The organism is Bacillus sp. BML-BC051, from assembly GCF_019656175.1.
Taxonomy (GTDB): Bacteria; Bacillota; Bacilli; order Bacillales; family Bacillaceae_G; genus Bacillus_A; species Bacillus_A mobilis.
This window is the reverse complement of the sequence record NZ_BPLI01000015.1, coordinates 152,469-176,798: the sequence shown is the minus strand read 5'-3', so window position 1 is coordinate 176,798 and position 24,330 is coordinate 152,469. Positions and strand designations below refer to the sequence as shown.

At 33.8% G+C, this 24,330-nt stretch carries 22 protein-coding genes and 1 riboswitch; of the genes, 18 read left to right on the top strand and 4 right to left on the bottom strand.

The genetic code is table 11. From position 1 onward, the window contains the following. Positions 1–6: 6 nt before the first annotated feature. The 10 genes from nheB (at position 7) to K5S59_RS07180 (ending at position 9,694) form a co-directional block, all read left to right on the top strand. A complete protein-coding gene (nheB, locus tag K5S59_RS07225) occupies positions 7–1,215 on the top strand; it encodes a non-hemolytic enterotoxin NHE subunit B (protein WP_000162961.1) in 1,209 nt (402 codons plus the stop codon). Between the two features lie 156 nt (positions 1,216–1,371). Next, the gene (gene nheC, locus K5S59_RS07220) at positions 1,372–2,451 is read left to right on the top strand and encodes a non-hemolytic enterotoxin NHE subunit C (protein WP_001171978.1); all 1,080 of its coding nucleotides are present in this window, start codon (positions 1,372–1,374) and stop codon (positions 2,449–2,451) included. 234 nt (positions 2,452–2,685) lie between these two features. Further along, positions 2,686–3,312, top strand: coding sequence for a LysE family translocator (locus K5S59_RS07215; RefSeq protein WP_000432998.1), 627 nt, complete (start codon positions 2,686–2,688; stop codon positions 3,310–3,312). 367 nt (positions 3,313–3,679) lie between these two features. Then, positions 3,680–4,627, top strand: coding sequence for a DNA-binding transcriptional repressor DeoR (locus tag K5S59_RS07210; RefSeq protein WP_000356571.1), 948 nt, complete (start codon positions 3,680–3,682; stop codon positions 4,625–4,627). A gap of 305 nt (positions 4,628–4,932) precedes the next feature. After that, positions 4,933–5,604 carry a deoxyribose-phosphate aldolase gene (gene deoC, locus K5S59_RS07205; protein ID WP_001017444.1) on the top strand — a complete coding sequence of 224 codons (672 nt, stop codon included), beginning with the start codon at positions 4,933–4,935 and terminating at the stop codon, positions 5,602–5,604. A 102-nt stretch (positions 5,605–5,706) separates the two neighbouring features. Then, on the top strand, positions 5,707–6,888 hold the full coding sequence (locus K5S59_RS07200; protein WP_000876173.1) for a NupC/NupG family nucleoside CNT transporter: 1,182 nt from the start codon (positions 5,707–5,709) through the stop codon (positions 6,886–6,888). Positions 6,889–6,924: 36 nt separating this feature from the next. Continuing rightward, positions 6,925–8,226 carry a pyrimidine-nucleoside phosphorylase gene (locus K5S59_RS07195; RefSeq protein ID WP_001983022.1) on the top strand — a complete coding sequence of 434 codons (1,302 nt, stop codon included), beginning with the start codon at positions 6,925–6,927 and terminating at the stop codon, positions 8,224–8,226. Positions 8,227–8,259: 33 nt separating this feature from the next. Beyond that, a complete protein-coding gene (locus K5S59_RS07190) occupies positions 8,260–8,655 on the top strand; it encodes a cytidine deaminase (RefSeq protein WP_000358395.1) in 396 nt (131 codons plus the stop codon). Between the two features lie 146 nt (positions 8,656–8,801). After that, positions 8,802–9,197 (top strand): DUF2871 domain-containing protein, encoded by a 396-nt coding sequence (locus K5S59_RS07185; RefSeq protein ID WP_071721767.1) that lies wholly within the window; start codon positions 8,802–8,804, stop codon positions 9,195–9,197. Positions 9,198–9,214: 17 nt separating this feature from the next. Next, entirely contained in the window at positions 9,215–9,694 is a 480-nt protein-coding gene (locus tag K5S59_RS07180; RefSeq protein ID WP_000561062.1) for a CcdC family protein, read from the top strand. A 50-nt stretch (positions 9,695–9,744) separates the two neighbouring features. Here K5S59_RS07180 and K5S59_RS07175 read toward each other — a convergent pair whose 3' ends face one another. Beyond that, the gene (locus tag K5S59_RS07175; RefSeq protein ID WP_000789775.1) at positions 9,745–9,975 is read right to left on the bottom strand and encodes a DUF896 domain-containing protein; all 231 of its coding nucleotides are present in this window, start codon (positions 9,973–9,975) and stop codon (positions 9,745–9,747) included. 189 nt (positions 9,976–10,164) lie between these two features. On the opposite strand from K5S59_RS07175, the gene K5S59_RS07170 reads away from it, so the two are divergent. Beyond that, positions 10,165–11,448: an aminopeptidase P family protein gene (locus tag K5S59_RS07170; RefSeq protein WP_000843002.1), complete on the top strand. Its 1,284-nt coding sequence runs from the start codon at positions 10,165–10,167 to the stop codon at positions 11,446–11,448. 119 nt (positions 11,449–11,567) lie between these two features. Then, a complete protein-coding gene (locus K5S59_RS07165) occupies positions 11,568–13,148 on the top strand; it encodes a multicopper oxidase family protein (RefSeq protein WP_098873298.1) in 1,581 nt (526 codons plus the stop codon). A 51-nt stretch (positions 13,149–13,199) separates the two neighbouring features. Here the strand turns inward: K5S59_RS07165 and K5S59_RS07160 are convergent, their stop codons facing one another. Further along, positions 13,200–13,745, bottom strand: coding sequence for a hypothetical protein (locus tag K5S59_RS07160; protein WP_098258288.1), 546 nt, complete (start codon positions 13,743–13,745; stop codon positions 13,200–13,202). A gap of 317 nt (positions 13,746–14,062) precedes the next feature. Continuing rightward, positions 14,063–14,632 carry a class I SAM-dependent methyltransferase gene (locus K5S59_RS07155; RefSeq protein ID WP_098258287.1) on the bottom strand — a complete coding sequence of 190 codons (570 nt, stop codon included), beginning with the start codon at positions 14,630–14,632 and terminating at the stop codon, positions 14,063–14,065. Positions 14,633–14,924: 292 nt separating this feature from the next. Between K5S59_RS07155 and topB the strand changes: the two genes are divergently transcribed. From topB to K5S59_RS07140, 3 genes are all read left to right on the top strand, one after another. Beyond that, positions 14,925–17,069: a DNA topoisomerase III gene (gene topB, locus K5S59_RS07150; protein ID WP_000766759.1), complete on the top strand. Its 2,145-nt coding sequence runs from the start codon at positions 14,925–14,927 to the stop codon at positions 17,067–17,069. 348 nt (positions 17,070–17,417) lie between these two features. Continuing rightward, complete coding sequence (locus tag K5S59_RS07145) at positions 17,418–18,665, top strand: DUF4153 domain-containing protein (RefSeq protein WP_220784045.1); 1,248 nt, start codon at positions 17,418–17,420, stop codon at positions 18,663–18,665. Positions 18,666–18,749: 84 nt separating this feature from the next. Beyond that, a riboswitch (SAM riboswitch) is annotated at positions 18,750–18,855 on the top strand. A gap of 88 nt (positions 18,856–18,943) precedes the next feature. Beyond that, positions 18,944–20,185 carry an MFS transporter gene (locus K5S59_RS07140; RefSeq protein ID WP_000091032.1) on the top strand — a complete coding sequence of 414 codons (1,242 nt, stop codon included), beginning with the start codon at positions 18,944–18,946 and terminating at the stop codon, positions 20,183–20,185. A 50-nt stretch (positions 20,186–20,235) separates the two neighbouring features. On the opposite strand, the gene K5S59_RS07135 is transcribed toward K5S59_RS07140, so the two are convergent. After that, complete coding sequence (locus K5S59_RS07135) at positions 20,236–21,201, bottom strand: arsenic resistance protein (protein WP_120449843.1); 966 nt, start codon at positions 21,199–21,201, stop codon at positions 20,236–20,238. Between the two features lie 293 nt (positions 21,202–21,494). Between K5S59_RS07135 and K5S59_RS07130 the strand changes: the two genes are divergently transcribed. The 3 genes from K5S59_RS07130 (at position 21,495) to K5S59_RS07120 (ending at position 24,281) form a co-directional block, all read left to right on the top strand. Continuing rightward, a complete protein-coding gene (locus tag K5S59_RS07130; RefSeq protein WP_000522526.1) occupies positions 21,495–22,187 on the top strand; it encodes an FMN-dependent NADH-azoreductase in 693 nt (230 codons plus the stop codon). Positions 22,188–22,422: 235 nt separating this feature from the next. After that, a complete protein-coding gene (gene brnQ, locus K5S59_RS07125) occupies positions 22,423–23,778 on the top strand; it encodes a branched-chain amino acid transport system II carrier protein (RefSeq protein WP_120449845.1) in 1,356 nt (451 codons plus the stop codon). 83 nt (positions 23,779–23,861) lie between these two features. After that, complete coding sequence (locus tag K5S59_RS07120; protein WP_073518019.1) at positions 23,862–24,281, top strand: VOC family protein; 420 nt, start codon at positions 23,862–23,864, stop codon at positions 24,279–24,281. Positions 24,282–24,330: the final 49 nt, after the last annotated feature.

The following is a 24,330-nucleotide window of genomic DNA, read 5'->3' as shown; positions in this document are numbered from 1 at the left end:
AGACAAATGACAAAAAAACCTTATAAAGTAATGGCTCTATCAGCACTTATGGCAGTATTTGCAGCAGGAAATATTATGCCGGCTCATACGTATGCAGCTGAAAGTACAGTGAAACAAGCTCCAATTCATGCGGTAGCAAAAGCTTATAATGACTATGAAGAATACTCATTAGGACCAGAAGGCTTAAAAGATGCAATGGAAAGAACAGGTTCAAACGCTTTAGTAATGGATCTGTACGCTTTAACAATTATTAAACAAGGGAATGTTAACTTTGGTAATGTATCGTCTGTTGATGCTGCTTTAAAAGGAAAAGTGATTCAGCACCAAGATACAGCTAGAGGAAATGCGAAGCAATGGTTAGATGTACTAAAACCACAGCTTATTTCAACGAATCAAAATATCATTAACTACAATACGAAATTCCAAAACTATTATGATACTTTAGTTGCTGCAGTTGATGCAAAAGATAAAGCGACTCTTACGAAAGGCTTAACTAGATTATCAAGTAGTATTAATGAAAATAAAGCACAAGTAGATCAGTTAGTAGAAGACTTGAAGAAATTCCGAAACAAAATGACGTCCGATACGCAAAACTTCAAGGGTGATGCAAATCAAATTACATCTATATTAGCTAGTCAAGATGCTGGAATTCCGCTTCTGCAAAATCAAATTACAACGTACAATGAAGCGATTAGTAAATATAATGCAATTATTATCGGTTCATCAGTTGCGACAGCACTAGGGCCAATTGCAATTATTGGTGGTGCAGTAGTTATTGCTACAGGTGCAGGAACGCCGCTAGGAGTCGCGTTAATTGCAGGTGGTGCAGCAGCAGTAGGCGGTGGTACAGCTGGTATCGTATTAGCGAAGAAAGAGCTTGATAATGCACAAGCTGAAATTCAAAAAATAACAGGACAAGTTACAACTGCTCAATTAGAAGTAGCTGGGTTAACGAACATTAAAACACAAACGGAGTATTTAACAAATACAATTGATACTGCAATTACAGCGTTGCAAAACATTTCAAACCAATGGTACACAATGGGATCAAAATACAATTCTTTACTTCAAAATGTAGATTCAATTAGTCCAAATGACCTTGTTTTCATTAAAGAAGATTTAAACATTGCGAAAGATAGCTGGAAAAATATTAAAGACTATGCAGAAAAGATTTATGCGGAAGATATTAAAGTAGTAGATACGAAAAAAGCATAATCGAATAGGAATCGTTAGAGCGTTAAGTATTGATGAATGGTTTGAAGCTCCTGTTCAGTTGTGAGCAGGAGCTTTTTATCCCACTTTAATGGGCAGTAAGACCCCCACTGATTAAAGTTTCACTTTATACCCTTATAAAGAAAATAGGTGAAAAGTATGCAGAAAAGATTTTATAAAAAATGCCTTATAACGTTAATGATTGCTGGGGTGGCAACGAGTAACGCATTACCTTTACATCCTTTTGCAGCAGAACAGAACGTAACAACATTGCAAGAAAGTGTGAAAAATTATTCTCTCGGGCCAGCGGGGTTCCAAGATGTAATGGCACAAACGACATCGAGCATATTTGCAATGGATTCATATGCAAAATTAATTCAAAATCAACAAGAGACTGATTTAAGTAAAATAAGTTCCATTAATAGTGAGTTTAAAGGAAATATGATTCAGCACCAAAGAGATGCAAAAATTAACGCGGCATATTGGTTAAATTATATGAAGCCGCAAATTATGAAAACAGATCAAAATATTATTAATTACAATAATATTTTTCAAGCTTATTATAATAGCATGTTAATAGCGATTGATCAAAAGGATAGCGGAAAATTAAAAGCGGATTTAGAAAAGTTGTATGCGGATATTGTAAAGAATCAAAATGAGGTAGATGTATTATTAGGGGATTTGAAAGCTTTTCGCGATAGAATGGCGAAAGACACAAATCGTTTTAAAGAGGATACAAATCAATTAACAGCGATTTTAGCAAGTACGAATGCCGGTATCCCAGCTCTAGAGCAACAAATCAATACATATAACGATTCAATCAAAAAGAGTAATGATATGGTCATTGCTGGTGGTGTACTTTGCGTAGCGTTAATAACATGCCTTGCTGGCGGACCGATGATTGCCGTTGCGAAAAAAGATATCGCAAATGCAGAAAGAGAAATCGCTAATTTAAAGGATAGAATTTCTGGCGCACAAGCAGAAGTCGCAATTTTGACAGATGTAAAAAATAAAACAACAAATATGACTGAAACGATTGATGCAGCAATTACAGCACTGCAAAATATATCAAATCAATGGTATACAGTAGGGGCAAAATATAATAACTTATTACAAAACGTAAAAGGAATCAGCCCTGAAGAATTTACGTTTATAAAAGAAGACTTACATACAGCGAAAGATAGCTGGAAAGATGTAAAAGATTATACAGAAAAATTACATGAAGGCGTGGCGAAGTAAACAGTGGACTAGTTCCGCTGTTTATTTTTTTATCCTGTTTTTTGTGAAAGTTGGACTTGTAATTTGATATTTAAATTTGTCATGTTTTTTATTCATGTAGTTTTAGGGTAATGTTTAATCAAATCGATACTAATACCCTAGATAAACTTCTGAACAAGCTTTTTATATGTAATGTTTTAATGAAAAAAGTTATAATGTAAGCAAAACTAAAAATTGGAAAGGAAATACTGGAACATGGAAAATTATCTATTATTTATCCTTACAGCAATGTTAATCATAATGATGCCTGGTCCTGGTTTTGCACTAGTTACAAAAAACACTATCTCACATGGTAAAAATGGTGGGATAAAGACTGTTTTAGGAACGATATCTGGAATGATGATTCATACAATAATGGCTACGTTAGGACTCTCTGCTATCCTAATGAAATTTGCTATGTTATTTACATTTATAAAATATGCTGGGGCTTTTTATTTAATTTACTTAGCTGTAAAGTCAATTAAAAGTGCCTTACATAAAAAAGAAGATATATTAGGTTCAGTAGAAATGGACTCTAAGGATATTGGGGCAATTAAAAGCTTTAGACAAGGATTTACTACGGCAATTTTAAATCCAAAAACTGCTGTGTTTTTCCTTAGTTTTTTACCCCAATTTATTGTGAGTAATCAAAATCATTTCCTCCAATTTCTTTTATTAGGAGTCACATTTACGACTTTGACAGCAATATGGTATTTACTTTATATCTCACTCATACGCCAATTAAGAACTTTTCTAAGAAAAGAAAGAGTGAACCGTACAATAGAGGGTGTTACGGGAGCAGTATTATTAGTATTTGGAGTGAGATTGTTTTTCCAAAAATAAATATGTATATGAAAAGAGAAATAATCAATAGTGGTTATTTCTCTTATTTACTTATTCTAAAACTACCATTTTACAATTGATTTTACACCTTCATACTAATTTTATACACGTATCTAATTTGAACGTTAAAAATAAGTTCCTCAATAACCTGACCGGTTTGTTTTATAAGAAAAAATCTTACATTATGGGGATTGGGCTGATAATCGGTAGGGGGATGGACAAAAAACATTGATTAAAGTGTCATTGCATATATTAAGGGAAGTAGCAGTATAGGCGGATAAAATTCAGTAGTCGAAATTTCTTGCATAAAGCTGTATAATGCTTGTAACGAAAAGGAAATACAGGAAAGGATATGTAACGAGTTACTATGGATAAAGATAAACAACAATTAAGCGTTGAAGTTGCAAGATTATATTATCAGTCAGATTATAGTCAGCAAGAAATTGCTAATAAATTAAATATTTCAAGACCGACAATTTCTAGACTATTAAAGTACGCGAAAGAAAAAGGATTTGTTCAAATTAGTATAGCCGATCCATTTGCTGATTTAGATAACGTTGGAAATTTACTGAAAGAAAAGTACAATTTGTTAGAGGCACATGTCGTATTTTCTCCAGTACCAGAATATGCAACGATTACAGAGTATATTAGTAAATATGCAGCAGAGTATATGGAAAAAACGGTTAAAACTGGTGATATCGTTGGTGTAAGCTGGGGAATGACGATGTATGAAATCGCTAGAAAAATCGTACCACAACATGTAAAAGGTGTAGAAGTTGTCCAGTTAAAAGGTGGTATTAGTCATTCGAGTGTAAATACATATGCGAATGAGACCATTGCTTTATTTGCAGATGCTTTTCAAACGACGCCAAGAAATCTACCCCTTCCAGTAATATTTGATAATGCAGTGACAAAGGAATTAGTAGAGCAGGATCGACATATTCATCACATTATCGAAATGGGGAAACAAGCGAATATTGCAATTTTCACTGTAGGAACAGTGCGAGACGAAGCGCTATTATTCCGATTAGGTTATTTCGATAAGGATGAAACAAGTTTACTCAAAAAACAATCGGTCGGTGACATTTGTTCACGTTTCTTTGATGGAGACGGAAATATTAGTAGCGAAGAAATTAATCAGCGTACAATTGGAATTGAGTTAGAGGAACTGAAATTAAAGAAACGTTCTATTTTAGTTGCAGGTGGTAATAGAAAAATAAAAGCAATTGATGGTGCGTTACGTGGCGGGTATGCAAATGTATTAATTATAGATCAGCATACAGCAAAAGAACTGTTACATTATAAAAAAGATTAGAAATAAAAGGCTTTCTCAAGATGTTAATTTTGAGAAAGCCTTTTATTTTGTTATGTATGAATTATGGAGTGTTTTTGAATACAAATTGCCTTTTTTAAAATAATTATGGATATTGAGATACATACTACCATTGTTAATATAAAAGTTTTCATTTTATATATGAAGTGTTTCTTAGTTAGAATGTGCTTTATTTACTACAAGAGATTCCCTTCTAAAAAAGAATGAACAAAATTTCAAAAGTGTATTTACATTTGTTCAACTAAGAGTTAGAATGAAGTTGTTAAAAGATATGAGGAGTGAAGATAATGAATATTGCAAAGTTAATTGACCATACAATTTTAAAAGCTAATACTACTAAAGAAGATGTTATGAAAGTAATCGAAGAAGCAAAGGAATATAAATTCGCTTCTGTTTGTATTAATCCTACATGGGTGAAGCTAGCTGCTGAAGAATTAGCTGGACATGACGTAGATGTTTGTACTGTAATCGGTTTCCCATTAGGAGCAAGCACTACTGAAACAAAAGCTTTCGAAACAAAAGATGCTATTGCAAAAGGTGCAACTGAAGTTGATATGGTAATCAACGTAGGCGCTTTAAAAGATGGCGATAACGAGTTTGTTGAAAAAGATATTTATGAAGTAGTACAAGCAGCAAAAGGAAAAGCTCTTGTAAAAGTAATCATTGAAACTTGCCTATTAACAGATGAAGAGAAAGTACGCGCTTGTGAATTATCAGTAAAAGCTGGTGCTGATTTCGTAAAAACTTCAACTGGATTCTCAACTGGCGGAGCAACTGCTGAAGACATCGCATTAATGCGTAAAACAGTTGGACCAAACGTTGGTGTAAAAGCATCTGGTGGCGTTCGTACACGTGAAGATGCAGACAAAATGGTAGCTGCTGGAGCTTCTCGCGTTGGAGCAAGTGCTAGTGTTGCAATCGTATTAAATGATGCAAAAGGTGCTACAGATAACTACTAATCATTAATGAAGTCAAAAGCAATAGATACACTTTACTTTGTGTATCTATTGCTCTAATAATTGAAAAAAATGTAAGCGGATACGAATGGGAGGAGACGGCTTATGAAATACTTAATCGGTATTTTTGGCCTCGTATTGATTTTAGGTATCGCTTGGCTTGCTAGTAATAATAGAAAGAAAGTCAAATATCGCCCAATCATAACGATGGTTATATTACAATTTATTTTGGGGTTTTTATTATTAAATACAAGTGTAGGGAATATATTAATTAGCGGAATAGCAGATGGTTTTGGAGAACTATTAAAATATGCCGCTGACGGTGTGAATTTCGTATTTGGTGGATTAGTAAATCAAAAAGAGTTTTCGTTCTTTTTAAGTGTATTAATGCCAATCGTATTTATATCAGCTTTAATCGGTATTTTGCAACACATTAAAGTATTACCTATTATTGTGAAATCTATCGGTCTAGCATTAAGTAAAGTAAATGGAATGGGGAAACTAGAATCATATAATGCAGTTGCATCTGCGATTTTAGGACAATCTGAAGTGTTTATTTCAGTTAAGAAACAATTAGGGTTATTGCCAGAGAAAAGAATGTATACATTATGTGCATCTGCAATGTCTACCGTTTCAATGTCTATCGTCGGATCATATATGGTGTTATTAAAACCGCAATACGTTGTAACCGCTTTAGTTCTTAACTTATTCGGTGGTTTTATTATCGCTTCTATCATTAACCCGTATGAAGTTACTGAAGAAGAAGATATGTTAGAAGTACAAGAAGAAGAGAAAAAGACTTTCTTTGAAGTATTAGGGGAATACATTATAGATGGATTTAAAGTTGCGATTACAGTAGCAGCTATGCTAGTTGGTTTCGTTGCTCTTATCGCATTCATTAATGCAGTGTTTAAAGGTGTAATTGGTATCTCATTCCAAGAAATCCTTGGTTATGTATTTGCACCATTTGCATTTATTATGGGTGTACCTTGGCATGAAGCAGTTAATGCCGGAAATATTATGGCAACAAAATTAGTATCAAATGAATTTGTCGCTATGACAGATTTAGCACAAGGAAACTTTAATTTCTCAGACAGAACGACAGCGATTATATCTGTATTCTTAGTTTCATTTGCAAACTTCTCTTCAATTGGAATTATTGCAGGGGCAGTTAAGAGCTTAAATGAAAAGCAAGGGAATGTAGTCGCAAGATTCGGTTTGAAATTACTTTTCGGTGCAACATTAGTAAGTTTCTTATCAGCAACAATCGTTGGCTTATTATTTTAACAGATTCATATCATATAAAAAGGAATGGTGATTGTAATGAGAATGGTAGATATTATTGCAAAAAAACGTGACGGCAAAGAATTAACGACTGAAGAAATCAAATTCTTTATTAATGGATATACAGATGGAAGTATCCCTGATTATCAAGTGAGTGCGCTTGCAATGGCAATCTTCTTTAAAGATATGACAGATCGTGAACGTGCAGATTTAACGATGGCAATGGTGGAGTCTGGAGAAACAATCGACTTATCAGCAATTGAAGGAATTAAAGTAGACAAACATTCAACTGGCGGTGTTGGTGATACAACAACATTAGTATTAGGGCCATTAGTAGCTGCTTTAGATGTACCGGTAGCAAAAATGTCTGGTCGTGGTTTAGGACATACAGGCGGAACAATTGATAAATTAGAAGCGGTAGAAGGATTCCACGTTGAAATTACGAAAGAACAGTTCATTGATATTGTAAACCGTGACAAAGTTGCTGTTATTGGACAAACAGGAAACTTAACACCTGCCGATAAAAAGATTTATGCATTACGCGATGTAACAGGAACAGTAAACTCAATTCCTTTAATCGCAAGTTCAATTATGAGTAAAAAAATTGCAGCTGGTGCTGACGCGATCGTACTTGATGTAAAAACAGGTGCTGGCGCATTTATGAAAACAGAAGAAGATGCAAAAGAATTAGCACATGCAATGGTACGTATCGGAAATAATGTAGGACGTCAAACTATGGCGGTTATTTCAGATATGTCACAACCGCTTGGATTTGCTATTGGTAACGCTCTAGAAGTGAAAGAAGCGATTGATACGTTAAAAGGTGAAGGTCCAGAAGATTTAACAGAATTAGTACTTGTATTAGGAAGTCAAATGGTCGTACTTGCGAAAAAAGCAAATACACTAGAAGAAGCTCGTGAAATGCTAATTGAAGTTATGAAAAACGGAAAAGCAACTGAGAAGTTTAAAGAGTTCTTAAGTAATCAAGGCGGAGATAGCTCAATTGTAGACAATCCAGAAAAAATGCCACAGGCGAAGTATGTAATTGATGTACCTGCAAAAACTTCAGGTGTTATTTCTAACATTGTTGCAGATGAGATTGGTATTGCAGCTATGTTACTAGGTGCTGGCCGTGCAACGAAAGAAGATGAAATCGATTTAGCGGTAGGATTAATGTTACGTAAAAAAGTTGGCGATGCAGTAAAAGAAGGCGAGCCATTCGTAACGATCTATGCAAATCGTGAAAATGTAGAAGATGTAAAAGCAAAAATCTATGAGAACATTTCTATCGCTGAAACAGCAGTAGCACCTAAATTAGTTCATACAGTGATTACTGATTAATCATAATCACATTTACTTTGAGGAGGAAATAATATGGATAAGAAAAAATGTATTGAAGAAGCAAATAAGATGTTAGCAAAAGCATATATTCCGTATTCAAAATTTCCTGTTGGTGCAGCGTTAGTTACGAAAGAAGGTAAAATCTATACTGGTTGTAATATAGAAAATGCTTCTTATGGTTTATGTAACTGTGCAGAAAGAACAGCGATCTTTAAAGCAGTATCAGAAGGTGAACGCGATTTTAGTTACTTAGTTATTACAGGCGAAACGGATGGACCGATTTCACCATGTGGTGCTTGTAGACAAGTAATAGCTGAATTCTGTGAACCGAAAATGCCAGTTTTACTAACGAATGTAAAAGGCGATGAAAAAGAAGTGACTGTTGAGCAATTACTTCCAGGCGCTTTCTCGATAGAAGATTTAAAATAAGTTGAAAAGCCATTCCACAAATATGAATTGTGGGATGGCTTTTTTATTTTCAAAAATTGAATGTAATATTTTGTTCATATTCCGTTCATAAACTTTGCTTAAAATAATTGCAGCGAATATAGAAAGTTTACAACAGGAGGAATAGAATGAAGAGATTATATAATGCGGCATTCATTTACTTAATTATTGGTTTATTATCAGGAGTATTTGCAAGAGAGTATACGAAAGCACAAGGAATTAAAGGATCCACAATGTTGCAATTGGTGCATACACATGTATTAGTGCTCGGTTTCGTATTCTGTTTAATTGCTTTAGCTTTATGTAAAGTATTTCATGTACAAGAAACAAAGAGCTTTCGTGCATGGTTTGTTGTTTATAATGTAGGATTAATTTTTACTATTGCTACAATGCTATGGAGAGGTCTTCTACAAGTAAATGGAACTGACTTTAACGGTTTAAGCCATATGGCTGGATTAGGTCATGTTATTATAAGTATCGGGCTCGTTTGGTTTATGATTTTGCTCAAAAAGTCTGTGAAATAGATAGGAGTGGGGAGAGTATGATAGCACTTTTATCAAGTATTGTAGCGGTTTGTATGGCTGTTGGTGTCATGTTTCTGCGCTTTAAAGCAGCGAAAAAACCGGTAACGAAAAAGAAAATTATATTACCGCCAATTTTTATGAGTACTGGTGCAATGATGTACTTCTTACCAGAGTTTCGATTAACATCGTTAGAAATAGTAGAGGCAATTAGTGTAGGACTTATTTTCTCTATATTTCTAATTAAAACAACTAAGCTCGAAATAAGGGCCGAACATATATTTATGAAACCGTCAAAAGCATTCATATTTATTTTAGTCGCATTATTGGCTGTACGAGTAGCGTTAAAATCATATTTAAGTCAATCAATTGATTTAGCACAGTTAAGTGGAATGTTTTTCTTACTCGCATTTGCGATGATTGTATCGTGGAGAATTGCGATGTATCGTTCATATGCTAAATTAGAAAAGACAATAAAAAGAGCTGGAATTTCTAAATAGGAATTCCGGCTCTTTTTATGTTTTATAAGATTGTTTTTCTCGCTTTAATTTCATTTGCTTAATTTTAAACGTATTTGAGCATCTTGTAATGCAGCTGGTGTAACGTTAAGACCATGTTGATCAACAATTTTTGTGTTTAATAAAATGGAATCTAAGCTTCCACGAAATGTTTTTGTATAGTTTTGACGCAACATTTGTTGCTCTTGTTTTTCATCAACTGTTAATCCAGATGCTTTTTCTTTTTTTGATAATTCGTTAATACGGAATAAAATGTTTTTCATTTGATTCACCTCTAGTTAGAATTAATTATATTAGTTACTTACTAATTTATAGTTATTGTAACGCTTAATTTTTATTATGTCAACACCATCTAAATGGTTAAAAATTGACGAAAAATTATAACAATAATAAAATGAATAACAGAGGACAATTTGCTTTACAAGTATACATAGAATGCTAGGGGGATTATTATGAAATCAACATTTTTTGCTCAAAATAGAGAACGATTAGTAAACACATTACCAGATGAATCTATTACTATTTTATTCGCTGGACAAGCACCTCATATGTCAGCGGATGCACATTATAAATTTGTGCCGAATCGAAATTTTTACTATGTAACAGGAATCGATGAACCAAATGTTATTTTCATGTTGAAGAAGTTTGGAAATAGTGTAGAAGAAACACTTTTCATTGAAAAGTCAGATCCAGTAATGGAAAAATGGGTCGGTAAAACAGTTTCTAACGAAGAAGCAGAGAAAATTTCAGGTATAAAGAAAGTTGTATATTTAGATAGCTTTGAAAAGACAATGTCAAATATACTTTTTACAGAAAATGTGAAGCATCTATATTTAGATTTAGAGCGTCGTGAGTGGAATGGTACGGAGACAAAAACGCTAGCATTTGCTAAACATGTAAGAGAGCAGTATCCACACGTTTTAATTGGTAATGTATATCCGAATATTTGTGAATTACGAGTGTTTAAAACAGAAGAAGAAATTGAAATCATTAAAGAAGCGATTGCTGTAACGAAAGAGGGTATTTACAACGTACTTAAGCATGCAAAAGCTGACATGATGGAGTATGAATTAGAAGCTCAGTTTGATTTCACACTGAAATCATCTGGCATTAAGCATCATGCGTTCAATACAATTTTGGCAAGTGGAAAAAATGCTACAGTTCTTCATTATGAAGATAATGATGCACAAATTCAAAATGGTGATTTAGTACTGCTAGATTTAGGCGCTCAAAAAGACTACTATAACGCTGATATTAGTTATACTTTCCCGGCAAATGGAACATTCTCTAGTCGCCAAAAACAAATGTATAATATTGTATTAAAAGCATTGAAAGAAACAACGAAACTCATTAAGCCAGGAGTAAAATTTGCTGCATTAAATGAGCATACAAAAAAGGTACTAGCAGAAGAGTGTAAAGCAATTGGTTTAATTCAGGAAGACGAAGAGTTATCAAAATACTATTATCACGGTGTCAGCCATTTCCTTGGTTTAGATACGCATGATGTAGGAACATATAAAGAGAGAGTGTTAGAAGAAGGTATGGTTATAACAATTGAACCTGGTCTTTATATTGAAGAAGAATCAATTGGAATTCGTATTGAAGATGACATTCTTGTAACGAAAGACGGACATGAAAACTTGTCAAAAGATATCATTAGAGAAGTTGAAGAGATTGAAACGTTTATGAGAGAAAATAATGTGAATGTAAAAGAAAATGAAGTGGTTACAAAATAATCATTAGTAGAGGCGCTCAATTTTGGGCGTCTTTTTATTTGGTCCATTGCACATCTCCATATTTTCTTGAAAATCATTTTTTATAATGATTTTTGAAAAAGAAAAAGGAGGGGTTTTCCATGAAGCGATTTGTATTAACAGCAGTTACAGTCTCTGTCATATCTTTAATTGCTGCATGTTCCGCGACCACAAATACAACAAACGATCATAAAAATATGAATGATAAAGGAACACCACAGACTGAAACGGCTACAAAACCATTGAAAGTTGAAAAAGGATCAGAAGTGACTTTAATAGCGAAAGAAGAAAAACAAAAATTAAGTAACGGTGTTATTGTTCCAGTCTGGACATTTAATGGCTCATCTCCTGGTCCCGAAATTCGGGTGAAAAAAGGCGAAACGGTGAAAGTAACATTGAAAAATGAATTATCTGCACCAGTATCTATTCATTGGCATGGATATCCTGTCCCAAATAGTATGGATGGAATTCCAGGCGTGACGCAAGATGCGGTTGAATCTGGAAAAAGTTTCACCTATGAATTTGAGGCGAATGTACCAGGAACGTATTGGTATCATTCACATCAAGATTCTGTAAATCAATTAGATAGAGGTTTATATGGAGCGCTCATTGTAGAAGATACAAAGGAAAAATATGATAAAGATTACACATTAATGTTAGATGAATGGGTAACAGATAAAGAAGAGATTAATAAACAGTTAAAAGAAATGACAAAAGGGCAAAAAGGTAATAAATCTAAGGATAATGAAAATACGAAAAAGAATGATGATATGAAAGGAATGGACCATGGAAATATGAAGATGGAAGGTCATGATATGAGTATGTATGATTTATTCACAATCAATGGTAAAAGTGGGGATTTAGTAGAACCATTAAAAGTGAATAAGGGAGATAAAGTTCGTCTTCGACTCGTTAATGCTGGTTATCTATCACATGATATACACGTTCACGGTCATGATATAAAAGTAATTGCGACAGATGGTCAACCAATAAACGATCCAAAAGTTATAAAGGATCAAGTAATTTCAATCGCACCGGGTGAACGTTATGATATTGAATTTACTGCTAATAATCCTGGGAAATGGTATGTTGAAGACCATTCAGAAAATAAAGGTGCAAAAGGAATGAAAGCTGTTATTGAATATGAAGGTAGTAAAGAGATGAAAGACAAAGCAAACGAAAAAAAGAAGTTATCAAAATTAGACATGACGAAATATGGTACTAAAAAATTAGGAAGTTTCACGTTAAATCAGCCGTATACTGCCACATATAATATGGACTTGAATACGCAAATGAATGGAAATGAAATGGTATATACAATTAACGGAAAGGTATTCCCAGATATTGACCCAATTCCAGTGAAAAAGGGTGACTTAGTAAAAGTAAAATTAGTAAATCGCTCTAAAATGGACGATCACCCGATGCATTTACACGGTCATTTCTTCCAGGTGTTGAGTAAAGATGGAAAACCGGTAGAAGGTTCTCCGATTGTGAAAGACACTTTGAACTTAAAACCAGGAGAAGAATATGGAGTAGCCTTTGTAGCAGACAATCCAGGTGAATGGATGTTCCACTGTCATGATTTACACCATGCTTCAGCAGGAATGGTAACAGAAGTGAAATATACAGATTATAAATCTGACTATGTTCCAAACCCAAACATTCCTAATAAGCCAGAATAATATGAAGCAGTTATCCTATGGATAGCTGCTTATTCATTTTCGTTGCAAGAGTCAATGTATATGTTGATCATGAGCGGGTGAAGATGGGGGAGTATGATCTGGGAATGTCACGAATACGGCAACGATAATTACCACACTAATTGATAGTAATAACAAAAAACGCCGTTGAATAAAAGTAGAAAAGGTTTCTGATAGAAGCTGAATCATACATGACATAGTTATTGTTATCGTAAGTAAAAGACTAATAAACAGTATACTATGCGCTTGTTGAGCATTTAACATTTCTGTAATCATTGCTCCCATCATACTTGCCATTAATCCAGAGAACATTCCTTCTAAAGCAGTGAATAGGTGAAAACGTAGACCGACTAAAAAACCTATACAACTACTAATCAAAATAGCAAGCAAAGTAGAATATAGTAATTCTCCTTTAAAAAGAATACCTAAATAAAAACCTATACTTAAACCCGTACTCATACTAAAAGACATAATAAATACCATATACTCCATTAGGGTACCCTTGCGTTTAGATATATATGATGTAATAAGAACCGAGATACAACAAAGTGTTAAGGCGGTTAATGTGTAAGCGAACATCATGATACCTCCCTGTCCTATCATTTATTTCATCATATGTTCATATGGAGAGTACTTATGCTTATTTATATCTGCATATTATCTGCACAATTTATTAGAAGTGAGTTCGATATAATGTTCAAATAGTGATGTGTTCTTTTAGTAGGTGAGGATCTGTAAAAAAGCATTACGATCATAGTAGTTACAGAGGGAAAAAGTATTATTACTTTGAGAGAAATATATATAGTAAAAATGAATGGAAAGGATGATCCACTTTTGAACATCTTTTTTGTGAATAAAAAGGAGTTAGGATAGTAAGCAAGATAATGAAACAGAGCTTAATTATTTGTTTTTCGAACGATAATAAGGTGGTCGTAAGTTAAAACAATGTTGTATTCAGAGTTATTGCAAAGTTCATTTATAGCTTTGATAACTCCTGGAAACTGCTCGGTATAATCGTGAAATAGAATGAGCCCACCATTTACAACACGTGATACATAATGAGTGATGTCGTGTTTCACACTAGAATATTCATGATCACCATCAATAAATAATGCGGCAATAGATTTAGGACAATCATCGTAAGCTTGTGTACTAAACTTTCTTATTGGAATAACGAAATCTTGTAGTCCGTGGTAATTTATGTTGAACTGAAATGAAGGGTAATAACAATCAAGGAATGGATCAATAGCGTAGATTGGACGTTTTCTGTTACTCAATAGAGAACTTCCCAGAGCTAAGGCAATTGTACTTTTTCCTTTATAGGAACCGATTTCCACTATATCTCCGTCTAAGTGATCTAGCGTTGAAGATAAGTGTAATAGAGCAAATTGCTCATGCGGCGATAACCAGCCTTCGGTATGCTCTATAATTGCTAATAAGTCGTGTATACTTACTAGACTTTTCATATTAACATCATCCTTTTCAAGTTTATTATAGCTTATGTTAGTAGAAAAAAAGTGATATGGTTGTAGAGTTTAACTTTTGTACAATTGAATTCACATTTATATTGTTTTAAATATAGGAGAAATAATATGTGAGTATCTCTATTGTGAACATATAAAGAATAAGCGTATAATATTATAGTTATCCCATTACTGGGAATAACCCGCGAATGATAAATAAGATTGTTGTTTTATCATCGCCTCTAAACAGATAGACAATGAAAGTAACACTGGAATACAGATAGGGAGTTATAAAATGAAATTAATTATTGCCGAGAAACCAGATCAAGGTTTGGCTCTTGTTTCACAATTTAAATATCGCCGGAAAGATGGCTATTTAGAAGTAGAAGCGAATGAGTTATTTCCAAATGGAGCGTACTGTACATGGGCAATTGGTCATTTGACGCAGTTATGTAATCCAGAGCATTATCACGCAGAGTGGAAAAAATGGTCACTTAATACGTTACCGATGATTCCAGAGCGTTTTCAATTTGAAGTAACAAAGTCAAAGTATAAGCAGTTTAACGTTGTGAAACAGCTGTTACATAATCCACAGGTAACAGAAATTATTCACGCGGGCGATGCTGGGCGCGAAGGGGAATTGATTGTACGAAACATTATTAATCTTTGTAACGTGCAAAAGCCGATGAAACGTCTTTGGATTTCATCTTTAACGAAACAAGCTATATACCAAGGATTTAAAAATTTATTAGATGAAGCAGATACAATTAATACGTACTATGAGGCGTATACAAGGTCATGTGCGGACTGGGTCGTTGGTATGAATGCATCGCGTGTCTTTAGTATTTTGCTAAAGAAAAAAGGAATGAACGATGTATTTTCCGCTGGTCGTGTACAAACACCAACGTTAGCGTTGATTGTAAAGCGTGAGAAAGAAATTGAAAATTTTAAGTCTGAGCCGTTTTGGGAAGTGTTCGCAACCTTTAATATAGAAGGAAAGAAGTATGAGGGGAAATGGGAGAAGGATAGTGAATCCCGCTTAAAAGACCCTGATATGGCAAATAAAATTGCAGCATTTTGCCAAGGGAAACCGGCTGTAGTAAAAGAAATGAAAACGGAGCGTAAAGAGTTTCAGCCGCCGTTTTTATTTAATTTATCAGCACTGCAAGCGACAGCTAATAAAGCTTTTAAATTTTCACCGAAAAAGACGCTTGATATAACACAAGCACTATATCAAAAAGGGATAGTTTCTTATCCGCGTTCGGATTCTAACTATGTTACACAAGGAGAAGCAGCGACGTTCCCTGATATTTTACAGAAGTTAAGTCAGTTTGATGAATATAAAGGGTTATTGCCAGCACCAATTGAATCGATTATGAATAATAAGCGTTATGTGAATGAAAAAAAAGTTACAGATCACTACGCTATTATTCCGACAGAGCAAGTTACAAATCCAAGCAAACTATCAGGTGATGAAAAGAAAATTTACGATATGATCGTAAGAAGACTGATTGCGGCGCATTATGAAGTAGCAATCTTTGACTACACAACGATTACAACTCTTGTAGATGAACGTGCTGAATTCATTTCAAAAGGAAAACAGCAAATTCAAGAAGGTTGGCGTAAAGTTATTTTCCAAGATGATAAAGATGACGAAACAATTCTTCCAATTGTCGCAGAAGGTGAACAAGGAAAAGTTGTAAAGGTGAAAGTGAAAGAAGGAAAAACACAGCCGCCGAAGCGTTATACAGAAGGACAACTTATTACGTTAATGAAAACGGCGGGTAAGTATTTAGAGAATGAAGAGCTGGAGAAAGTATTAAAGAAAACAGAAGGTTTAGGTACTGAGGCAACGCGTGCAGGTATTATTACGATGCTGAAAGACCGTAAATATATAGATGTGCAGAAGAACCAAGTGTATGCAACTGATAAAGGGAAAGTCTTAATTACCGCAATCGGTGATAAAATACTAGCTTCACCAGAAATGACAGCGAAATGGGAGCAACGCCTTGCGGAAATTGGTGAAGGAACAGCATCACCAGCTACATTTATGGAACAAACGAAAAAGCTATCAGCTAAAATTATTGAAGATGCGGTAGAAATGTCGGAGAAATGGGACTTCACTGGATTACATGTGGAATCGATTGAACGAAAAGGATCGAAATTTACAACAGGTAAAAAGGTTGGTAGTTGTAAAAAATGTGATGGAGATGTGATTGATAAGTCCACATTTTACGGTTGTTCAAACTACAATACAACGCAATGTGATTTTACCATTTCAAAGAAGATATTAAGTAAAACAATTTCGCAAAAGAATATGACAAAGCTTTTAAAAGGTGAAAAGACCGATTTAATTAAAGGCTTTAAAAAAGGCGAGAAAACGTTTGATGCGAAGTTAGAGTGGAAAGATAATAAGATGAATTTTGTGTTTGAGAATTAAGTGGTTTTAACAAATAAAAGGTTAAGTTTGAAAAAGCATGACAATTTTATGTCATGCTTTTTTATTTTGTATGCTAACGATAAAAAATATTTGAAAAGATAGTATTTAAATAGGGCGTTTATATTATCTTTACCATTTATTTTATATAAGAGGAAAAAATAATTAAGAGAAAGTGAGAGTAGTTTATACGGATTTTTGTGGGAATATGCAATAAAAATAGCATCTTAAATAATAAAAATTTATTGTAAAACGATAAAATTTATATTAAAATCAAAAACAGAATAAATAATTGTGGTACTTTTTATAGAAAAGGTAACAACTTTATTTTTTATTAGAGGAGGTATAAATATGGACATTAACAATTTGATTATTGAAAATATGGATAATCCTCATGAGTTGGAGAGAATGTATAGAAAAGATCCAAAAGCTTTTAAAAAATCATTCTCACAAGCATGGGATGAAAATCCTGATTCTCAGGTTCTAGCTGCTTGGTATGAAAGGATGCATTTTAAGGAAACGGAAAATGCAGAAAAAATAGCGCTATTTCAAAAAGGTTTCTTATTCATGGGCATGTTAGCTATTCTAGCTGGGCTAAGCACTAGAATTATTTTCCACTTTGTTGAGCAGGAAGCAATTGCTCCAATTAACCTAGCTTTTGGTGTAATTCCTTTTATTGTTGCTTATTTTATTTACAATAATACGCCGAAAAAAAGTATTATTTATTTCCTTGCTGCGTTGTTCCTAATTTCCGGATTGTATCTTAATATGTTGCCATTAAATTATAAAGACAGCAGCATCCTTGCTTATTTACATCTTCCTATATTGTTATGGGTCTTAGTAGGACTTGCGTTTACAGGAAATGAATATTCAAAAGGTAGTACAAGATTAGCGTACATAAAATTTAATTTAGAATATTGTCTTCTCTATGCGAGCATGGCAGTGAGCGGAATGGTACTAGCGGTATTCACCATGAAGTTATTTAGCTTCGTTGACTTGGATATAGGAGAATTCTATTTTAGTAATGTTGTTTTATTTTGTGCTGCGGCCCTCGCTATTGTGGCTACATACTTAGTATCAATGAACCTTAAACTTGCTAAAAATATTACACCATATATAGCTAAAATTTTTAGTCCGCTTGTACTGATTACATTGTTGATCTATCTTATAACGGTTATATGGAGTGGGAAAAATCCATTCTTGGACCGCAATTTCCTAATGGCCTTCAATGGAATACTCCTTGGTGTATTGGCTGTTACTATATTTTCTATCGTTGAGAGTGACTCGGACGAGAAAAAGAGCATTTCAGATTATATAAATTTTGCCCTAATTGTTTTGGCGCTTATTATTGACACTGTCGCATTGTCAGCCATCGTATTCAGACTTTCTTCTTACGGGATTACACCTAATAGACTTGCTGTTTTAGGCGTAAACATACTGATTTGGGCAAATCTCATTTGGATTATGTTTTCCTATATACGTTTTCTACAAAACAAATCAGGACCGACAGCAATCCAAGACGCCGTTACGAAATATTTGCCAATCTACGGACTTTGGGCAGCGTTCGTCATATTTACTTTTCCTTTAATGTTTAATTAGAAAGACTTTGTTAACTGGATAGAAAAAATATATTGAAAGTACTTTGATGCAATATATAATTAATTTAGATAATGGAATAATGACTTCTTATAAAGAGAGGTGGAGGGACTGGCCCTTTGAAACCTCAGCAACCTAATATTACATAAAGGTGCTAAATCCTGTAGGATCTAAAAGTCCTAAAAGATAAGAATTTGGGTATAAGTAAACCTTCTTCTTGTTTTGAAGAAGGTTTTTTGTATTTTACAGGATGGTGACGAAGAGAAGGAGAAGAAGAATATGTGAGTAGAAGGGAGATTACAGTGAATAGTGAAGTTAGTAATAGAAAAGAGAATAGCTCTAGTATATGGAGTAATAAAGTTTTTTCTTATTTTTTCTTAGCAAGTTGTATTTCTTTAATAGGTAATTCTATGGTTACACTTGTTTTACCATTATGGGTAATGAAATTAACAAACTCGCCATTACTCGTTTCGGGGGTAAATATTGCGATTGCAACGGCAGCGATTCTGTTTGCTCCTATTACAGGAACATTAGCGGATCGAATGTCGAGAAGAGAACTTATGATAGTTGCAGATGTGATAAGGTGTATTGTCATGATTTTAATTGCTGTAATAGCATTTTATAATAATATGTTGTACATTCCATTACTACTTTTACTAATTTTACGCTCAATTGGAAGTGCCTTATTTACACCAGCTTCAAATGCAGCGTTAGTTACATATGTGGAAGAAAAGCATGTTCAGCAGGCGATTACATTGAGACAAGTATCAATACAAATCATATCGATCGCAGTTCCTTTGATGGCGAGCTTTTTGATTGGTATTTTTAGTTTTCATGGAGTATTTGTGTTAGATGCACTTACATTCTTTATATCGTTTTTAATTTTGATGAAAATTAAATTTCCACGTGAATTGAAAGTGGAGAAGAAGAAGCCGTTTTATGAAGATTTTAAAGAGGGATTTTCTATTATTAGTAATAATAAATCGCTGAAAATCTTACTAATGAGCGCTGCAGTCATTAACTTACTTGGAGCAGCGTGTATGCTTTCACTGCAAGTAATAGTCGTTAGAGAGATGGATCTTTCTACGCAGTGGTATAGTATCATCTTTGCGGCATCTCCGATAGGGATATTAATTGGGGCATTTATTACTAAAAAAATCCGTGCATATAAAACAATAACAACAGCATTTATATTTACTGCTACTATGGGGATTTTTAACGCTGCAATGGGTACGACATTGAATCCAATATTATTTTCAGTTTATTATTTTCTGTCAGGGATAGCTTTTGGAGTGAGTAATGTATATTTCGGGGTACTGTATAGAAAGTTAATTCCAAATGAAGTACAAGGAAGATTCTTTGGTTTCCTAAACTCGTTATTATTAGTATCAACTCCGATTGGAATTGCAATAACGGGGTATTCCTTAGAGTCAATTTCAGCTTCCATTATATTTATTATAATTGGTATCATTACATTTTTAGTTTCAGTTATTTTATTTTTAATAATGAATAAGGGTGGATAATTTTATAAATGCTCGATAAAAAAACGTCCCGAATTAGGACGTTTTTTTTATTATGTATATCGCTGTTTTTTCTTAATAAACAACAACACTTGTGAAACACAAGCAAGTACTGGCAGTTCAATCAACGGTCCAATAACGAGTGCAAGCGCAATAAGAGGTTCGTCTGGAAAAGCTGTTACAGCAATAGCGAGTGCAACAGGCGAGTTTCTTGCTAATGTTGTTAAGCTTAGACTAACTGTATCTTTATAAGATAAACGCATCATGCGTCCGATAAATTGTCCTAGTATAAAATTAATGATGAAGAACAATAGAACAGGAATGAGTAATAGTAAAACGACATTCATATTTTGTAGTAAATATTTTCCTTGTGATGCAAACATCGCTACGATTGCTAAACTTAAAAATACAATTTGAGCAGAGCTGAAAAACGGGATGAGTTTATTCTCGAGTGTTTCAGCTTTTTTCATTTTATTCATAATGAATTTTGTAGCGTGTGCAAGTATAAATGGTAAGATGATTACGATAACAATACTTTCCACTAAAACAGAAACAGCTACAGTCTTCATGACACCAGCAAATAAAAATAAATAAATGGGAAGGAGCAGTACTTGCAATATTAAATTTACAGGCAAAATAGCAGTAGAAAGTGCTACATTTCCTTTCGCTATTTCAGTAAAGATTAAGTACCAATCTGTACATGGAGTAACCATTAACATAATAAATCCAACCCAAAGTGCCGGATGGTCTGAAAGAAATAGAGCGCCTAACCCCCAAGCTAGTAAAGGTGTCCATACAAAATTAATGGTGAGGCTCGTTCCAGCAAATTTTAAATTACGGAATCCATTTTTTATTTCTTTCAATGGAATGCTGAGGAATAATCCATACAGCATGAAAAATAAGAAGGGGACAATAAATTGCTCTGAATACATATGTATCAAATTAAATTGTCCGAGTACGATGCCGCATGTAACAGCAAAAAGAATAATAAAAGTTTGAATCTTTTCTATAGTGCTCATGAGTAAATCCTTTCTAAATATGAATTGCCCTCTCTACATCCATTATACAAACAATAAAGTTACAATGGGTGTATGAATTGTATTGCGGTCGTTATTTTTAATTCGAGATATTATTTTATATTTAAAGTTACTTGACTAAAGTAAGTTACTGTATTACAATCACTTACATAAGGTAATTAAATAACAAAAAGTTTTTGTGTTTGTACTTAAGGTATCTATTGGAACTTTTTACTAGAATAAGAATTTTTATGATGATGAATAATGAATATGATAAGAAAGTTTAGGTGAAGAAAATGGGATTATTTAGCTCGTTATTTGGTAAAAAAGAAGAAAATACAAAAGTAGAGGGGAATAAAACAATGTCAAAAGTATTATTTGTAAAAGCAAACGATCGTCCAGCGGAGCAAGCAGTTAGTTCAAGAATGTATGAAACATTTGTAAGTGCTTATAAAGAAGCGAACCCAAATACAGAAATTACGGAGTTAGATTTATTCGCATTAGATCTTCCGTATTACGGAAATATTGCTATTTCAGGTGGATACAAACGTAGTCAAGGAATGGAGTTAACAGCAGAAGAAGAGAAGGCTGTAGCTACGGTAGATCAATATTTAAATCAGTTCTTAGAAGCTGATAAAGTTGTATTTGCCTTTCCACTATGGAACTTCACAGTGCCAGCACCATTAATTACGTATATTTCATATTTATCTCAAGCTGGAAAAACATTTAAATATACAGCAAATGGTCCGGAAGGTTTAGCTGGTGATAAGAAAGTCGTTGTATTAGGTGCGCGTGGTTCAGATTACTCTTCAGAACAAATGGCTCCTATGGAAATGGCCGTTAATTATGTAACGAATGTACTTGGGTTCTGGGGAATTACAAATCCAGAGACTGTTGTAATTGAAGGGCACAATCAATATCCAGATCGTTCACAACAAATTGTTGAAGAAGGTTTAGAGAACGTTAAAAAAGTAGCGGCGAAATTTTAATTGATAATAAATGTAAAAAACCAACATGGATGACCATGTTGGTTTTTTAGTCTATTTCTATGTTAAAAAATGTATATTTATAAAATAAATGAAAAGTTTGAAAATAGTATTGCAAAATATTATATAGCAAACTATAATGAGTTCAAGAATAGTTGATAGTCGAATTAAAAATTCAGAAAATTCAATTAGTTAAAAATGGAAAATGAGATAAGGAAATTTGAATGGGGGTTATATTATGGCGAATAAAGTACCGTTTTCGTTCATAGTAGTTATTGGATTAATGTTATTTGCACTATTTTTTGGAGCAGGAAATTTAATATTCCCGGCAATGTTAGGGCAATCGGCAGGAGAGAATGTATGGATTGCTAACGCTGGATTTTTAGTAACAGGAGTAGGTTTACCATTACTAGGTGTACTAGCATTTGGTTTTTCGGGTAAAGATGATTTACAGTCATTAGCAAGTCGGGCTCACCCAGTGTTCGGGATTGTGTTTACAACAGTTTTATACTTAGCGATTGGCCCGTTATTTGCAATACCAAGAACAGGAAATGTTTCTTATGAAATTGGTCTTAAGCCGTTTATGCCAGAGGGAATAGGCTCTACACCTTTAATTCTTTTCACAATTGTATTTTTTAGCATCACTTGTTTTTTTTCGCTAAATCCCGCGAAAATTGTCGATATTGTTGGAAAAATCTTAACGCCAATTAAGTTAACTTTTATCGGTATATTAGTAATCGTTGCTTTTATACATCCGATTGGAGATATGCAAGCACCAGTGGAAGCTTATACATCACATGCATTCTTTAAAGGGTTCCAAGAAGGGTACTTAACAATGGACACACTTGCATCATTCGTATTTGGAATCATTATCATTAATGCAATTAAAGAAAAAGGTGCGAAAACGAAAACACAGATTATGATTGTTTGTGCAAAAGCGACAATCATTGCAGCATCTATTTTAGCAATTATCTATACAGCTCTTTCTTATATGGGTGCTTCAAGTGTTGCAAAGCTTGGACATTTAGAGAATGGTGGAGAAGTATTAGCGAAAGTTTCTAACTACTATTTCGGATCATACGGCGGAATATTATTAGGATTAATGATTACAGTAGCGTGTTTAACAACTAGTGTGGGACTTGTATCAGCATGTTCTTCATTCTTCCACAAGTTATTCCCAAATGTCCCTTACAAAGCAATTGCAATCATACTATGTGTATTTAGTGCAGTTGTTGCAAACGTAGGATTAACACAATTAATCGCAGTTTCTGTTCCAGTATTAACAGCAATTTATCCACTAGCCATTGTATTGATTTTCTTAACATTCTTCCATTCATTATTCAAAGGAAGAGCTGAAGTTTATCAAGTGAGCTTAATCGTAACATTTATCATTAGCTTATTCGATGGATTAAGTGCAGCTGGCGTTAACATTGAAGTAGTAAGCCAAGTGTTCACTAAATTCCTTCCGATGCAAGAAGTAGGATTAGGTTGGATCTTCCCAGCAATTATCGGTGGATTTATCGGATATGGCATTAGCGTTTTAAAAGCAAAAAATCAAGTTCAGCCAGCTAGTGCGAATAAGAAAATAGGTTAAATAAAAAAGTTATAGAACTTGTTTCTATAACTTTTTTTGTTACTATTAATAATGAAAGAAAATAAAGTAGTAGGGGAAATAAAATGAAAAAAACAATTGATCATATCGGCATCGCAGTTCGAGATATAGAAAGTACGATACGTTTTTATGAAAAGGTGTTGTTAGGAACTTTAATAGATCGTTACGTAAGTGAAGCTCCTGGTGTGGAAAGCGAAGTAGCCATTCTTGAAGTGGATGGAGATAGAATTGAATTACTTGCGCCTACGAATAATACGACATCTCCAATTGCACGCTTTATTAAACAAAAAGGTAAAGGTGTTCATCACGTTGCGTATCGTGTTGATGATTTAGATGTAGCTTTAGAAGAGTTAAAAGAACAAGGTATTCGAACGTTAGAGCATACACTTCGAATTAATAAACACGGCAGAAGATTAATATATCTTAACCCAGCGGATACAGAGGGAACAATCATTGAGTATTGTGATTATCCGGAAGAGAAATAAAGTTCAACCTTAAGCAAAGGAGTTACATTATAATGTAACTCCTTTTTAT

Bases quoted from the DNA above. Each gene is read 5' to 3' on its own strand.
- K5S59_RS07170 (WP_000843002.1), top strand. From the start codon at position 10,165: ATGAAATCAACATTTTTTGCTCAAAATAGAGAACGATTAGTAAACACA.
- K5S59_RS07165 (WP_098873298.1), top strand. From the start codon at position 11,568: ATGAAGCGATTTGTATTAACAGCAGTTACAGTCTCTGTCATATCTTTA.
- topB (WP_000766759.1), top strand. From the start codon at position 14,925: ATGAAATTAATTATTGCCGAGAAACCAGATCAAGGTTTGGCTCTTGTT.
- K5S59_RS07120 (WP_073518019.1), top strand. From the start codon at position 23,862: ATGAAAAAAACAATTGATCATATCGGCATCGCAGTTCGAGATATAGAA.
- K5S59_RS07155 (WP_098258287.1), bottom strand. From the start codon at position 14,632: ATGAAAAGTCTAGTAAGTATACACGACTTATTAGCAATTATAGAGCAT.
- K5S59_RS07135 (WP_120449843.1), bottom strand. From the start codon at position 21,201: ATGAGCACTATAGAAAAGATTCAAACTTTTATTATTCTTTTTGCTGTT.
- deoC (WP_001017444.1), top strand. From the start codon at position 4,933: ATGAATATTGCAAAGTTAATTGACCATACAATTTTAAAAGCTAATACT.
- K5S59_RS07160 (WP_098258288.1), bottom strand. From the start codon at position 13,745: ATGTTCGCTTACACATTAACCGCCTTAACACTTTGTTGTATCTCGGTT.
- nheB (WP_000162961.1), top strand. From the start codon at position 7: ATGACAAAAAAACCTTATAAAGTAATGGCTCTATCAGCACTTATGGCA.
- K5S59_RS07145 (WP_220784045.1), top strand. From the start codon at position 17,418: ATGGACATTAACAATTTGATTATTGAAAATATGGATAATCCTCATGAG.
- K5S59_RS07130 (WP_000522526.1), top strand. From the start codon at position 21,495: ATGGGATTATTTAGCTCGTTATTTGGTAAAAAAGAAGAAAATACAAAA.
- K5S59_RS07195 (WP_001983022.1), top strand. From the start codon at position 6,925: ATGAGAATGGTAGATATTATTGCAAAAAAACGTGACGGCAAAGAATTA.
- K5S59_RS07190 (WP_000358395.1), top strand. From the start codon at position 8,260: ATGGATAAGAAAAAATGTATTGAAGAAGCAAATAAGATGTTAGCAAAA.
- K5S59_RS07175 (WP_000789775.1), bottom strand. From the start codon at position 9,975: ATGAAAAACATTTTATTCCGTATTAACGAATTATCAAAAAAAGAAAAA.
- nheC (WP_001171978.1), top strand. From the start codon at position 1,372: ATGCAGAAAAGATTTTATAAAAAATGCCTTATAACGTTAATGATTGCT.
- K5S59_RS07210 (WP_000356571.1), top strand. From the start codon at position 3,680: ATGGATAAAGATAAACAACAATTAAGCGTTGAAGTTGCAAGATTATAT.
- K5S59_RS07185 (WP_071721767.1), top strand. From the start codon at position 8,802: ATGAAGAGATTATATAATGCGGCATTCATTTACTTAATTATTGGTTTA.
- K5S59_RS07200 (WP_000876173.1), top strand. From the start codon at position 5,707: ATGAAATACTTAATCGGTATTTTTGGCCTCGTATTGATTTTAGGTATC.
- brnQ (WP_120449845.1), top strand. From the start codon at position 22,423: ATGGCGAATAAAGTACCGTTTTCGTTCATAGTAGTTATTGGATTAATG.
- K5S59_RS07215 (WP_000432998.1), top strand. From the start codon at position 2,686: ATGGAAAATTATCTATTATTTATCCTTACAGCAATGTTAATCATAATG.
- K5S59_RS07180 (WP_000561062.1), top strand. From the start codon at position 9,215: ATGATAGCACTTTTATCAAGTATTGTAGCGGTTTGTATGGCTGTTGGT.